General features: G+C 75.6%; 10 protein-coding genes. 2 read left to right on the forward strand and 8 right to left on the reverse strand.

Annotated elements, in window-relative coordinates:
* Nucleotides 1-54: 54 nt before the first annotated feature.
* The 7 genes from ACQEVU_RS26980 to ACQEVU_RS27010 all read right to left on the reverse strand — a co-directional run bounded on the left by ACQEVU_RS26980 (nucleotide 55) and on the right by ACQEVU_RS27010 (nucleotide 9,125).
* Nucleotides 55-660 carry an FIST C-terminal domain-containing protein gene (locus ACQEVU_RS26980; RefSeq protein WP_433335100.1) on the reverse strand — a complete coding sequence of 202 codons (606 nt, stop codon included), beginning with the start codon at nucleotides 658-660 and terminating at the stop codon, nucleotides 55-57.
* Nucleotides 588-815: an FIST N-terminal domain-containing protein gene (locus ACQEVU_RS26985; RefSeq protein WP_433328212.1), complete on the reverse strand. Its 228-nt coding sequence runs from the start codon at nucleotides 813-815 to the stop codon at nucleotides 588-590. Before ACQEVU_RS26985 ends, ACQEVU_RS26980 begins: the two co-directional genes overlap by 73 nt.
* A 117-nt stretch (nucleotides 816-932) precedes the next feature.
* Nucleotides 933-1,568 (reverse strand): hypothetical protein, encoded by a 636-nt coding sequence (locus tag ACQEVU_RS26990; protein ID WP_433328214.1) that lies wholly within the window; start codon nucleotides 1,566-1,568, stop codon nucleotides 933-935.
* 65 nt (nucleotides 1,569-1,633) lie between these two features.
* Nucleotides 1,634-2,395 carry a hypothetical protein gene (locus ACQEVU_RS26995; RefSeq protein WP_433328216.1) on the reverse strand — a complete coding sequence of 254 codons (762 nt, stop codon included), beginning with the start codon at nucleotides 2,393-2,395 and terminating at the stop codon, nucleotides 1,634-1,636.
* Entirely contained in the window at nucleotides 2,385-3,467 is a 1,083-nt protein-coding gene (locus ACQEVU_RS27000) for a hypothetical protein (protein ID WP_433328218.1), read from the reverse strand. Before ACQEVU_RS27000 ends, ACQEVU_RS26995 begins: the two co-directional genes overlap by 11 nt.
* Nucleotides 3,464-6,769 (reverse strand): hypothetical protein, encoded by a 3,306-nt coding sequence (locus ACQEVU_RS27005; protein ID WP_433328220.1) that lies wholly within the window; start codon nucleotides 6,767-6,769, stop codon nucleotides 3,464-3,466. The genes ACQEVU_RS27000 and ACQEVU_RS27005 overlap by 4 nt, the downstream gene beginning before the upstream one ends.
* 1 nt (nucleotide 6,770) lies before the next feature.
* Nucleotides 6,771-9,125 (reverse strand): hypothetical protein, encoded by a 2,355-nt coding sequence (locus tag ACQEVU_RS27010; protein WP_433328222.1) that lies wholly within the window; start codon nucleotides 9,123-9,125, stop codon nucleotides 6,771-6,773.
* Nucleotides 9,126-9,415: 290 nt separating this feature from the next.
* On the opposite strand from ACQEVU_RS27010, the gene ACQEVU_RS27015 reads away from it, so the two are divergent.
* Nucleotides 9,416-10,363, forward strand: a complete 948-nt coding sequence (locus ACQEVU_RS27015) for a permease (RefSeq protein WP_433328224.1) — start codon at nucleotides 9,416-9,418, stop codon at nucleotides 10,361-10,363.
* A complete protein-coding gene (locus ACQEVU_RS27020; RefSeq protein ID WP_433328226.1) occupies nucleotides 10,360-11,076 on the forward strand; it encodes a TIGR03943 family putative permease subunit in 717 nt (238 codons plus the stop codon). Before ACQEVU_RS27015 ends, ACQEVU_RS27020 begins: the two co-directional genes overlap by 4 nt.
* Nucleotides 11,077-11,987: 911 nt before the next feature.
* Here ACQEVU_RS27020 and ACQEVU_RS27025 read toward each other — a convergent pair.
* Nucleotides 11,988-13,157: a TDT family transporter gene (locus tag ACQEVU_RS27025; protein WP_433328228.1), complete on the reverse strand. Its 1,170-nt coding sequence runs from the start codon at nucleotides 13,155-13,157 to the stop codon at nucleotides 11,988-11,990.
* Nucleotides 13,158-13,235 lie beyond the last annotated feature (78 nt).

Genomic DNA, 13,235 nt, shown 5'->3' on the forward strand with positions numbered 1-13,235 from the left:
TCGACGGCGGATGTCGCTTCGGCCGGGCGGCCTGGCGTGTCTCCGCGCGGCTGTTCAGCCGAATGCCAGCACGGCCATCGTCTGGTTGTGGAAGCCGTTGATGCCCCGGGTGCGGGCGATCTCACCGTACGTGCAGAACCCGGCGTAGGGAATGCTGCCCGCCTCGCCGGCGAGCCGCGCGCCCTCGATCGCGACGCACTCGTCGCCGAGCACGGCCCGGCAGGCGGCGCAGCTGAAGGTGAGCAGGCCGACCGGCGTGGCCTCGTCGAGCTGCTCGATCGCGGAGCGGCAGGCCCGGGCCGAGGCCGTCACCACCGACTCCTCGTCGCCCTCCATGGCGAACGCCAGCGCGCCGAGCGACAGGTCACCGCCGCCGCCGATGGTCCGCCCGTCGACGTCGACCTCGGTGCTCATGTTGCGGATCTCGATGCCGCTGCGCCGCTGCACCCCGAGCGGCCGGCTGAGCACGTAGTGGCGCAGCGCGACCTCGTCCTTGTAGACCTCCTCGGGTGCGCCCAGGCGGTCGAGGTAGGCGTCCAGGGCCGGCTCGTCGTCGAGCTCATGCACCCTCCCTTCGCCGCTCTGCGTCACCACCAGGGGCTCGCCGGCGGGCTTCCACCCGTGGTCGATGCCGATCGTGATCGGCGCGTCCGACCCGATGCACGCCGCGACGCCCCGTTGCTGAACACGTCGCTCCCGTGCAGCTGGAACGTCCCCGACATGCGCCACCCGTCGCCGGCCGCGCCCCCGAACAGCGGCACGCTCGCCCCGAGCACCCCGTAGGCCCCGCGGCGGGCGCCGTCACCGCCCGCCAACCCATCAACCAGATCCTATGCCTCGTCGCGCGCGGAAACGTCAGACGTCCAGCACCCCCGCAAGGGGCGCCGGCTCGGCGACGCCCGCGCCCCTGCAGGCGGCCATCGGACCTCGCGCTAGAGAGTCACGCTCTTCTTCCACTGCGCGGTCCCGGAGGAGCACGTCCCCCGGGGTATGTCGATGGCGAAGGTGACGTCGAGGGCCGTCGGAACCCAGCCGCCGGCAATGCTGTATTGCGCCGCGGTGACCGTCGCCGTGAATGTCCACGTGACGTCGTCCACCGGTACGGTAGAACCGAGGTTGCAGACGATTGCACCGGCCGTAACGGTGCCGTTCGCGCGCCACGCGTCGCCGTACGGTTCGGCGGCGGATGACTCCACCTCGGGCCAGGATGACGCCGATACACAGATCCGGTCGCCACACCGGCCCAGCACGATGGTCACGGTCTTGCGGTGGTCGCAGACGTTGGTCGACTGGCAGGTGGCGTTCTCCAGCGTCATCGACCGCTCGCCGATGGCCCGGAACGCGACCTGCATGCGCGTCGGGTCGACGACAACTCGAGCCTGGCGCGCCGCCTCCAAATCCTTCTGGGTCTGGCTCTGCACGGCGTCCGCCGAGGCCGTCGCGCCCTGGGCCGCCATGGCCGCTCGGTGAGCGGCGTCCGCCTCCTCGCGGGCCGACGCGGCCTCCCGCTGCGCGGCCGAGATCCGGACGATGCCGACGACCACCGTGGCGAGGCAGACCACGGCCATCGCCGCGAAGAGTGACGCCGGCAGGCTCGGGCGGCGCAGGGGAATCGGCGGGAGCTTCGGCTTCTTCATGCGACCACGACCAATGCGACGAGGGCGCCGATGCACAACACCAGCGCGGCCGCCATCGCCACGAGCGTCAACCGGCGGTCGCGCGGGCGAGGCTTGGGCGGCGAGGGCTCGGCGGCGGGCGGGGGTAGGAGGCGCTCCAAGGCTTCGGCCAGGCGGTCCTCGACCGGGCCGGGGGGCGGTGGGTGCTCCCAGCCGGCGACGCGGATCTTCAGCACGCCGGGGCCGGGCAGGAAGACCAGTTCGGGGGCGGCGCCGCGGTGGCGCAGGCCGAAGGTGCGGGCCAGGTCGTCGCGCAGCGTGGTCCAGCGGTGCAGCAGGTCGGCGATCTCGGCGGGGGCCAGGAACGGCAGGCGCTCGGCCAGCGTCGGGCCGGACGGCTCGGTGTGGACGAGGACCGGGATCGTGGTGGTACCGAGGGAGAGACCGTCGTCGTACCAGCGCGGGACGAGCACCTCCGGGGGCAGCACGTTCTCGGCGTCCAGGCGGGTCAGGCGCAGGCAGTGCTCACGCAGCTTGGCGGACGGGCGGGCCAGGAAGCACTCGACGATGCGGCGGCCGTTGGCGGTGGTCATGCGGAACGACGCCGTCTGCGTGCCGACGCGCTCCGGGGTGGGGCGGTGGTCGCGGTCGACGGCCAGCCAGCCGTGACGCAGCTCGTCGGGGTGGAACTCGGCGCCGGCGTTGGCCAGCAGGGTGGCGTAGGCGTCGGCCGAGCCCCTCCAGGGCGGGCCGGCGGCGTACGGCGGCTCAGCTTGCATAGATCACCCGTCCGGGACGCTCGGTGCCGCCGATGTTCGACCAGAGCCGCACGCAGGCCAGCACCATGCCGGAGCGCGTGGGGACCTTGAGGGGGATGTCGTGCTCGGTGAGGGCCCGCGCCGAGACGAAGGTGGCCGAGGGGAGCTTCACCAGGCCGGGGCCGAACGGCGCGGCGGCGTCGCGGACCAGGGTGTGGCCCTGGGTGCGCAGCCGGCCCCACCAGCTGTCGTCGTGCGCGGGCGGGCTGTGCACCACCGAGGAGACCGCCTCGTGGGCGCGGACCAGATGCTCGAGCCACTCCTGGGTGCTCGGGTCGGCGGCGGCCACGGCGGCGGCGCGGCCGAGCAGCTGGGTGCGCAGCCGGTCCTTCTCCCCCAGCGCGGCCAGGTCGGCGAGGCCGGTGAACTGCAGCACCTGCAGGCAGTGCGCCAGATACGGGTCGGCTTCCAGGAGGTACAGCACGGGCGACACCAGCCGCAGCAGCCCGTCGGCGCCGGGGCCGGCCGCGAGGCCGTCCGGCGGGGGCGCCTGCGGGTCGGTGGCCAGGCCGGGGGCGAGGACGCGGTCGCCGGCGCGCAGGCCGGGCAGGAGCGTCTCGCGGGCCGGGCCCAGGATCGTGACCGTGGCCGGTACGGCCTCGGCCCCCTCGGCGACGGCGGCCCGGGCGGCCCGGGCGGACAGGTCCGCGGCGTCGGCCGGCGCCATGCGCAGGCTCAGCAGGTGCAGCGCCTCCCACAGCGGGCCCGGCGCGTTCGGCGGCGCGCCCGGATCGCGCTGGTCGGCCCGCTTCGCCGCCTCCGGCCACAGCGCGGTGAGCGCCCCGACGAGGCCCCCGGCCGGTGCCGCCACAACGGCAGGTGCCGCCGCCGCAAAGGGCGGCGGCTCGGGGGCCGCCAGACGGTCGATGGCGTCCACGGCGCGCGTCAGCACCGCCGGGTCGGGCGCCGAGCCGTCGCGCGCGAGGGTGCTCAGCGCCGTCTGCAGACCGGACATGAGCCCGCGCACCACCGCCGCGGGCGGCCCGCCGCCGTCGAGCAGCTCGCGCAGCGCGGTCTCGAGGCCGTCCATCACTGCCGGCCGGTGAACGGGTCGAACTGCTTGTCGAGGTCCATGCTCCCCGGTTTCATGGGGACGCTGAGCACCGAGCCGGGGCGGTCGACGACGTCGGCCATGTGCCGCGCCTGCAGGTACGGCACGAAGCCGCGAACCGCCCGGACCCGGCCGCGCTCGTCGACGACGAGGCGGGTGTCGGCGCCGCGGCCGTGCTGGATGCCGGCCGGGACCGCGCCGCCGACGCGGTGCAGCAGCTCCGGGTTGTCGGCGTCGCGGCGCCCGATCCACCAGGTGCCGTCGGCCGGCGTGTCGCGCGGGAACCGCGTGCTCTCCCAGCAGCGCAGCGGCGCCGGCGAGTCCGGCGACTGGATCGAGCCGTTCGGCTCGGCGCCGCGGGCCAGCACCGTGGTGCCGTGGTTGGCCAAACCGCCGGCCGCGTCCGGGTTGACCAGCAGGTCGTGGCGCAGCAGCGGCGGCCCGCCCGGGTGGGCGGGGCCGATCAGGTGCGGGTCCGGGCGGCCCGTCGTCATGTCGAGGTCGAAGCGGGGCGGGCCGGAGCAGAAGTGCGCCTTGAGCATGTCCCTCTCGTCGATCTCGAACTGCACCTGGACCCGGCGGACCCAGTCGTCGAGGTCGACGCGGCGCGGCCCGCTGTCGGCGTCGGCCAGCCTGTCCAGGCTCAGGTGCCCCCAGCCGTCGTTGGGCCGGTCGCCGTGCTCGATGTACCGCTGCCGGTGGAGCTTGAGGTCCTTGACGACGCTCATCCAGCCCGAGCGCAGCGCGCCCCGGCCGTCCTCGCCGATGCGGTCGAACTCCTGACCGGCCGGGAACACCGGCCGGGACGGGCCCTGCACGGCCAGCTCGAGGCCGTAGGGCAGGCCGTGCAGCAGGTTCTCGACGTCGATGAGCAGCTCGGTGCGGCCCATCGCGACGTGCTCCTTGGCCGAGCGGGCGTCGAGGAAGCCCTTCTGCAGCACGTACTCGGCCCAGCAGGCGCCGATGGAGGTGCCGAGCTTCGCGTACGCCTGGTCGTGCACCACCCGCAGCGGGTTCCAGCCGAGCGAGCCCTCGTCCGCGTCCGCCTCGCCGGTGAACACGTCGTGCAGCAGCTCGCGGACCTGCGGCAGCGCCGCGGTACCGCCGGAGAGGATGACCGCGTCCAGCGGCTCCTGCCCGCCGGCGTCGGCCACCGGCAGCCGGTGGCGGGCCACCTCCCGGCCGATCTCCATCGACCGGCGCACGACCTTCTCGACCTCGGCGCGCACGGCGGCGACCGGAATCTCGATCGGCCCGATCGCCGCGGCCGGCACGGGCAGCTGCAGCACGTCGCCGACGTGGCGCATGACGAACGGGCCGCCGCCGACGGAGGCGCGCTTGGCCCGCTCGGCCTCGGCCCACAGCCGGTCGAAACGCTCGCGTGCGGCGCGCGTGTCGGACTCGCCGTGCGCCAGGGCCCACCGGGTCGGCACCGCCCGGTCGATGACGAGCGCGCGGGAGTTGCCGTCCTCGGCGTCCGGGCCGGCGGTGGCGGCCAGCAGCGAGCCGGGCACGTAGCGGCCGTTCACGATGAACGGCGGCTGCTCGAAGTTCACCCGGTCGGCCATCACGGTCAGCAGCCGGTCGGCGATCGTCGCCTTGATCAGGTGGAAGATGCCGAGGGTGATCCGGTCCCCGCCGAGCTGCAGGTCGCCGGCCTTGCCCAGCACCGTCGGGCGCAGCTCGTAGAAGCGGCCCTGCCGCTCCGGCGGGACGCCGGCGTCCAGCTCGGTGCGGTCGCGCAGGGTGAGCCCGAGCAGCGCCACGTCGGTCGAGCCGCCGCCGATGTCGATCACCAGGGTGTTGTAGTGCCACACGCCCGGGCCGACGGGGCGGCTGCGGGCGCGGAAGGCCTCGATGCCGACGGCGTGGTCGCCGCCGAACTCGCGCATGAGCGAGAACATGGCGGCGGCGGTGGCCTCGTCGAAGCGGGTGTCGACGATGGTCAGGCCGACCGACGCGGCCAGCTCCTCCATGTCGAGCCGGGTCTGGGGCGGGGCCGTCGTGGGGTAGGTGACCACGGCGCGGGTGATCCGGCCGGCGGCGAACCGCTCGCCGTGGTCGCTTCGAAACCGGTCGACCTTGTCCAGCAGGCAGCGCCACAGCGCGATCAGCGCCTCGCCGGCGGTGGGCTGCTCGCGCCCGTCGGGCAGGCCGGGCAGCGGCCGGGTGGTGCCGACGAAGCGCTTCAGCCCCGGCTGGTGCCGCGCCGCCAGCGGCACCTCGCCGTGCGCGTCCGCGTCGCCGTCGGCGTGCAGCGTCAGCTGCAGCGGGTCGAGGCCCAGGATGCGCGCATCGCTGGAGATGGTGCGCTCGCCGGCGTGCAGGGGCACCGGGAACAGCTGCATCTCCTCCAGCGGCGGGCAGGCGAACGCCTCGTGGTACAGCCGCTGCAGCGCGCCGGCCATGGCGTCGCGCTCGGCCGGCATGGCCGCGTGCATGTCCAGGTCGAGCGCGAGCAGCACATCGAACAGCCCGTCGCCGGCGAGGGACTCCTTGAGCCGGACGAGCGGGTCGCCGGGCCGGCCGGCCGACAGCGCGCGGCCCGCCGACTCCAGCGCCTGCCGCCACCGCTCGGCGGGCAGGCCGAACGTGTCGGCGGCCGTGCCGTCGAGCAGGTCGGTGAGCCGGTCGCGCAGCACCGCGGCCTGGGTCGGCGCGATGCCGATCAGGGCGCGTTTCTGGTTCTGGTCGAACATCGTGATCGTCGAGTTCGACATGCCGAAGTCGATGGCCAGCCAGCCGTCGTGCAGTTCCTCGGCCGGTTCCTCGTCCGCCGCCGGCGGCGCCTCGACCACCAGGACCGGCTCCGGCGCCACCGCGACGGGCTCCGGCGCCACCACGACCGGCTCCGGCACCACCGAAGGCGCCGCCCCGGCCTGCGGCACGGACAGCACACAGCGGCCGTACACCGGCGTGCCGGGCTGCAGCCGGCCGTCGGGGAGGCGAACGGCGGCCTCGACCATCCACACGAACTCGGTGGTGCCGGGCGGCAGGGCGGCGACCGGCACCTGCTTCCACGGCGCGCGGTATCGGCCGTGCCCGGCCAGGTCCAGCCCCGGCCCGGGGATGACCGGGGCCCACTCGGCGCCGAGCCGGGCCGCGGCCGCCGGCGCGCCGGGGTCGATCGGCCGCACCACGATCGAGCGCACGAGCAGCGCCCGGTTCGACCGGTTGGCGATGACCAGCGCGGGCAGCAGCACGGCCGGCCCGGTGACGTCGAGGGCGAAGCTCTGCCGCGGCTGGCCGTCGGTGCTCGCGATGAAGCTCAGGTCGATGTCCATCTCAGGCCAATCCCAGGTCGTTGATCCAGTCGGGCACCGGCTCAGGATCCGGCCCGGCGGCCAGCAGCCGGCGGATCGCCTCCAGCAGGTCGTTGCGGGCCTCCTGCGCCCCTGGCGGCGGCGCGGGCGGGCCGGTCCGCGCGGCCGCGTCCTCGAGCCGGTCGAAGAACAGCTCGACCATCTCGCCGGCCCAGGCGCGCAGGGCGTCGATGTCGCTCTGCATCAGGTAGGCGGCCGCGGCCACGAACTCGTGCCGCAGCCGGATCACGTAGCCGGGGTGGCGGCGGTGGCGGGCGTCGGCGTCGCCCGGTCGCCGGCCCGCCGGGGCGGTGACGGACCACAGGAAGCGGGAGTTGCGGCGCACCGGCGCCGCATCGGCGTAGCGCTGCCGGTCCGGCGCCCGGTAGGGCACCAGCCGCAGCATGCCCGGCGACGGGTTCGTCAGCACGCCCCGCCAGCCCGCCGGCCGGCCCAGGTGCGTCCACGGCCCCGGGTGCTCGGCGAACAGGTCGCGGGCCCGCGGCAGCAGCGTCGGATCGTGGGCGAGCAGCACCTCGGCCTGCCGCTGCACGGCGCGCTCGCAGCGGCGCAGGGCCTCCGCCCGTACCGTCGCGAAGGCCTCCACGCAGCTGTCGGCGAACGGCGCGATCAGCTCGTCGGACAGCTCGGGGCCGCCGCGCACGTCCCGGCCGCGCACGGATCCGAGGATCCGGCGCCACTCGGGCCACTGGTAGACGGCGCACGCGCTGGCCTGCTCCACGAAGCGCGCGAACGGCAGCTCGCCCGGGTCGCCGCCCGTCAGCGCCAGGTTCAGCTGCAGCGGCACGCTGCGGCGCAGGGCGGACAGCGCCATGACCAGGCCGGAGCGGACCTGGTGGAACTCGAGGTCGGCGGCGACGGTCCCGGCCGCCGGGGCGCGCTCGACCTCGGCCTCGAGCTGCTCGAGCAGCTCGAGCAGCCGGGCGTGCTCGCGTTCGACGCGCTCGGCCCGGCGGCGCAGGCCGTGGGTGGCGAGCTGCCCGCGCAGGCAGGCCATGGCGTGCGCCCGGCCGCCGTCCTGGGTCACCGGCTGCAGCGCGGAGCGCAGGATGCTCGCCGCCGGCAACCGCAGCGCGACCACGTGGGCGGCCTCGGCGAGGCGCTGCTGCTCGCCGACGCGGCCGTCGAAGCCGGCCAGCGACGGGCGCGGGTCGAGCCGGCTCAGGGCGACCAGGCCGGCGTACAGCAGCGGGCTCTCGCCCGGCACCAGGTTGCGGGCGGTGCGCAGCAGCTCGGCGACGGCCGGCAGGCGCCGCTGCACCGCGTCGTCGGTGTCGAGCCCGGGCTCGGCGAACCGGATCGCCTGCGGGCTGTCGAAGATGTTGCCGACCCCGGCGAGCGCGCCGCCGTTGACCGCGGCCAGCAGCCGGGACAGCTCGTCGGAGGCGGTGCCGTCGGGGTTGGCCGCCTTGAGCAGGGCCACGGCGGTGTCGACATCGTGCAGCAGGACCTCGGTCAGGCGCCGGTCGCGCTCGGAGGAGACGTGGTTGAGGATGCCCGGGAAGTCCCACAGCTCCAGCGTGGTGCCGTCGGCCGCCGCCGCGTCGGCGCCGGCGAGGGCCTCGACGAGGGCGGCCGGGACGTCGAGCAGCAGCTCCACCTGCCGGACCAGCCAGAACAGGTCGGCCGGCGGCTCGGCGGGGCGGACCGGGCTCGCGTACGGGATCTGGACGAGCTCGGCGAGCTCCTCCCGGCTCACCGGGCGGGTGGTGCCGAGGACGGCGCCGTGGCGCTGCGCGCTCGCCGACACCGCGACCAGCTGCGCGACGAGCCGGGTGGCGCTGTCGTCGAGCGGGCCGGCGGTGCGCAGCCACTCGTGCAGCGGCCACGGGTCGCCGCCGGCCGCCTGGGCCGCCGGGGCCGCGGCGCCCGGTGCCAGGCCGCCGTCGCGGATCTGCCGGGCCAGGTCGGCCAGGCAGGCGTCGGTCTCGGTGCGGCTGAGGAAGACGACCGAGCGGGCCGCGACCGTCGTCGCGGCGGCCTGCGGCGCCGGGCGCAGCCGGAACCGCGTGACGTTGCCGGTGGTCGCGCGGTCGCCGATCGGCAGGTCGTCGAGGAAACCCAGCAGCGAGGCGACGAAGAGCGTCTTGCCGGCGCCGTACTCGCCGATGACCCCGATCTTGTACGGCTCCCGGACCAGGGCGAGCACCCGCTCGGCCTGCTCGCCCAGCCGCTGCAGCGCCGGGGCGAGGTCGGGGCCGGTCCGGGCCGCGGCAACGAGCGCGAGCGCGTCGACGGCGAGCCGCTCGGCGTATGCCACCTGGTCGCGGCGCGCGGCCTGGGCGCCGCCGGCGGGCGGCCGTGGCGTGTCGTCCATGGACGTCATGGTGTGGTGGCGCCGTCGCGCACAGCAAGGAAATCGGCGCGAGCGAACCTATCGGCGCGCGGGTCGATCCGATCCGGCCGGGCCGCCCGGACCTTCGGGGCGGCCATTCCGGTTGCACGGCAAGGTTTCGACATCAATCGATTTTCACGGCGGGACGGCCAACGCCGCCCCGATGGCCAGCCGTACCAGCGCCGGAGCGTGCGCTGGGGCCGCCGCCTCAGGTAGCCGGATGCAGATGTAGCAATACTTCTACGTGGGCATCGGTCGGGTAGCCTCGCCCGGTGCACGAAGTCCAACGGGCGGGCCGCGTCGCCGGCCTCGAGCTGCTGGCCGCGGCCCTCGTCGCGGCGGTCGTGGCCCGCACCTGGATCGGCGGGGCGTTCACGTCGCCCCGCGCCCAGGAGTGGGTGACCGTCTTCGTCGCGATCGTCGTGCAGGCGATGCCGTTCGTGGTGCTCGGCACGCTGCTGTCCGCGGCGATCGCCACCCTGGTGCCGGAGCGGTTCTTCGCCCGCGCGCTGCCGTCCCGCCCGGCCCTGGCCGTGCCGGTCGCCGGCGTCGCCGGGCTTGCGTTGCCCGGCTGCGAGTGCGCCTCCGTCCCGGTCGCCGGCGCGCTCATGCGCCGCGGCGTCACGCCGGCCGCTGCGCTGGCGTTCCTGCTCGCCGCGCCGGCGATCAACCCGGTCGTGCTGGCCGCCACCGCGGTCGCCTTCCCGGGCCGGCCGATGATGGTCGCCGCGCGCCTCGTCGCGAGCCTGGCCACCAGCCTCGCGATGGGCTGGCTGTGGCTGCGGCTGGGCCGCGACGACCTGCTGCGCATCCCGCGCCGGGCGCCGATGTCGTTCTTCGTGGCGGTACGCGAGGACGCCGCCTCCGCCGCCGGGTTCCTCGTCATCGGCGCGGCCGCCGCGGCCTGCCTCAACGTGCTGGTCCCGCCGCGCTGGCTGCACACGCTCGCGGCCCACCCCGCGATCGCCGTCGTCGCCCTGGCCGGCCTCGCGGTGCTGCTGTCGATCTGCTCCGAGGCCGACGCGTTCGTCGCCGCGTCGCTGGCCCAGTTCTCGCTCACCGCGCGGCTGGCGTTCCTCGTCGTCGGCCCGATGGTCGACCTGAAGCTGTTCGCGATGCAGGCCGGCACGTTCGGCCGCCGCTTCGCGGTCCGCTTCGCCCCGGCCACGTTCGCCGTCGGCGTCGCCATCGCCGCCCTCACCGGCGCGGTGCTGCTGTGAACGCCCGGGCCGGCATCCAGTCGGTCGTGCTGCTGCTGGCCGGCGGCGCGCTCATCCGCACGGCGTGGACCGGCACCTACGTGCGCTACGTCAAGCCGGGGCTGCAGTGGTACCTCATCGCCGCCGGCCTGGTGCTGCTCGCCGTCGCCGCCGTCAGCCTGGTCCGGCTCTTCGCCGGCCGCGAGGACCACGACCACCACCACGAGCACGGGCACGGGCGCTTCGAGCCCTCGTGGCTGATCGTCGCCCCGGCGCTGGCGCTGCTGCTGGTCGCTCCGCCCGCCCTCGGCTCCTACGCGGCCGCCCGCGGCGGCACGGCGCTCGGCGCGGCCGCGGACTCCGACTTCCCGCCGCTGCCGGCCGGGGACCCGGTGCGGGTGTCGCTGCTGGAGTACGCGTCCCGGTCCGTGTTCGACAAGGGCCGCAGCCTGCAGGGCCGGACCGTCACGATGTCGGGGTTCATCGTCGTGGACGGCGACCGGCGCTACCTGACCCGCATGATCATCACCTGCTGCGCGGCCGACGCCCGGCCGGTCAAGGTCGGCCTCGACGGCGCCGTGCCGCCCGGGACGGCCGCGGACTCGTGGCTGGAGGTCACCGGGGCGTACACGGCCCGCACCGACGCCGACCCGGTCGACGGCGAGCCGATCCCGTACGTCGCCGTCGCGTCCGCGCGCGCGATCCCGGCGCCGAAGCAGCCGTACGAGACATGAGGGCCGCCGTGCGCCTGCGCTTCGCCGCCGGGGCCGCCACCGCGGCGGCCGCGGCGCTGCTGCTGCTGCCGACGCCGGGCGGCCCGACGACGCCGCCGGCCGCGCCGGACACCCTCGGCGGGTCCACCGTCGACCTGGCGGCGACGCTGCCCGACGGGACCACGTTCACGCCGGCGGCGGTGCTGGACCCGCACAGCGTCGTCGTCCAGATCGCCGACGCCGACCCGGACACCGCGTCCCTGGCGCTGCTCGACCCGGCCGACCCGGCCCACCCGCGGCGCCTGGACCGGATCCCGATCGCCGGCGGCGGCTCCTTCGACGCCGTCACCGTCGACGGCGGCTGGGTGTACTGGATGTCCAGCGTCGCCGACGATCAGGGCGGCAGCCGCGCCACCCTGCACCGGGCCGACGCCGCCGGGCACGTGACGGTCCTGGCCACCGACACGGGGCACGCCACCTTCACCGGCAGCACCCACGACCTGCAGGTCGCCGAGGGCCGGGTGTGGTGGACGGCGACCCGCGGCACGACCGTGCCGACGACCGACCTGCGGTCGGTGGCGCTGAGTGGGGGTACCGTCGACGTCCGCCCACTGGAGGGCACCTTCCACCTCACCGGGTGGCCGTGGGCGGCCGACGACGGCATCGGCGGGCGGCCGGTCATCCAGCTCGACCTGACCACCGGCCGGCGGCGCACGTTCACCGAGCCGCCGGGCCAGGACGTGTACTGCGGCGCCGTCTGGTGCCGCACCGTCGTCACCACCCAGCAGTCGGCGGTCGTCACGCTGCGCCGCACCGACGGCACCGGCGACACGGGCCGGATCAACGCCGACGGCGAGGTGCCGCTGTTCGTCGACGTCGCCGCGCTGGACCGCTTCGAGTTCCTCAGCGCGCCGATCTCCACACAGGCGGCCTCAGCGAGCGAGCGGCTCAGCGTGTACGACCTGAAGGCCGGCCGCCGCCTGAGCATCGCGGTCGCGACCGCCGAGGGCCTGTCCGGCTCCTGGCTGTGGTGGGCCACCGGCGACAACGAGACGATGACCTGGCACCTGCTGGACCTGTCCGCCCTGCGCTGAGGTCAGCTCGCCGCGGATGACGCCCCGGGCGGTGCGCACGGCGACGACGGCCCAGGCGGCCAGCAGGCCGGCGTAGAACAGCGCGGCGGCGACGCGGAACAGGTCGGCGCCGGTGTGCAGGGCCAGGGCCGAGGTGCCGGTGACGACCGTGCCGACCGGGAACGTGAACGACCACCAGGTCAGCGCGAACGGCAGGTGGTCGCGGGCGGCGCGGATCGTGACGGCGGCGGCGAGCGACGCCCACAGCAGCGCGAAGCCCCAGACCGGCACGCCGAACAGCACCCCGAAGGCCCGCAGCGCGTCCGCGTACGGGGCCGGCAGGGCCAGGCCGGCCACGCCGCCGAGCAGGTTCGCGGCGGTGATCGACTGGCCGAGCGGCCCGAGGCCGATCCACAGGGTCGGCACCATCCCGGCCTGCTGGCGTACCAGCGCGCCCCAGATCAGGGTGATGATGACCAGCGAGGCGAGCAGGCTGAGCCCGAACATGGCGTAACAGGCCAGCACCAGCGTCAGGCGGGCCTGCCCGGCCGGCGCGTAGGGCACGAGCAGTGCCCCGGTCGACGCCGACACCATCGGCGGCACGACCGGCATCAGCCAACCGCCGAACGCGGGCCGCCGGTCCGCGCCCGGGTGCCGGGTGAACTGCAGGTACGGGATCGCCGCCGCGGTGAACAGCCCGGCCAGGGTCCCGGCGAACCACAGCACCCAGTCGATGTCGACCGCGGCGCGGGTCCCGATGACGTCGCGGCCCAGCAGCAGCGTGCCGGCGCCGACGGTGAGCAGTGCCATCGGCGGGGCGCCGTAGAAGTGCGCCATGACCGGGTCGAGGTGGTGCCCGCGCCGATGGGCCAGGGCGGCCGCGGTGAGGGCGAGCAGCAGCAGTACCGCCAGTGCCCACACGACGGTGGCGAACGCCCGCAGCCCGGGGACCTGGAGGGGCAGCGACGCCGCGGCGGTGGCCACGATGCCGGTCCCCATGACCGACGCATACCAGTTCGGAGTGTTCACGTCCCCTACGCTGCCCGCGCGGCGCACCGCCCGGTAGCAGGCGCTAGGTTGTGAGGCCACAAGCGCGGCTTGTGGCCG

The sequence above is a fragment of the Dactylosporangium sp. CA-139066 genome (genome assembly GCF_050936175.1).
Lineage (GTDB): Bacteria > Actinomycetota > Actinomycetes > Mycobacteriales > Micromonosporaceae > Dactylosporangium.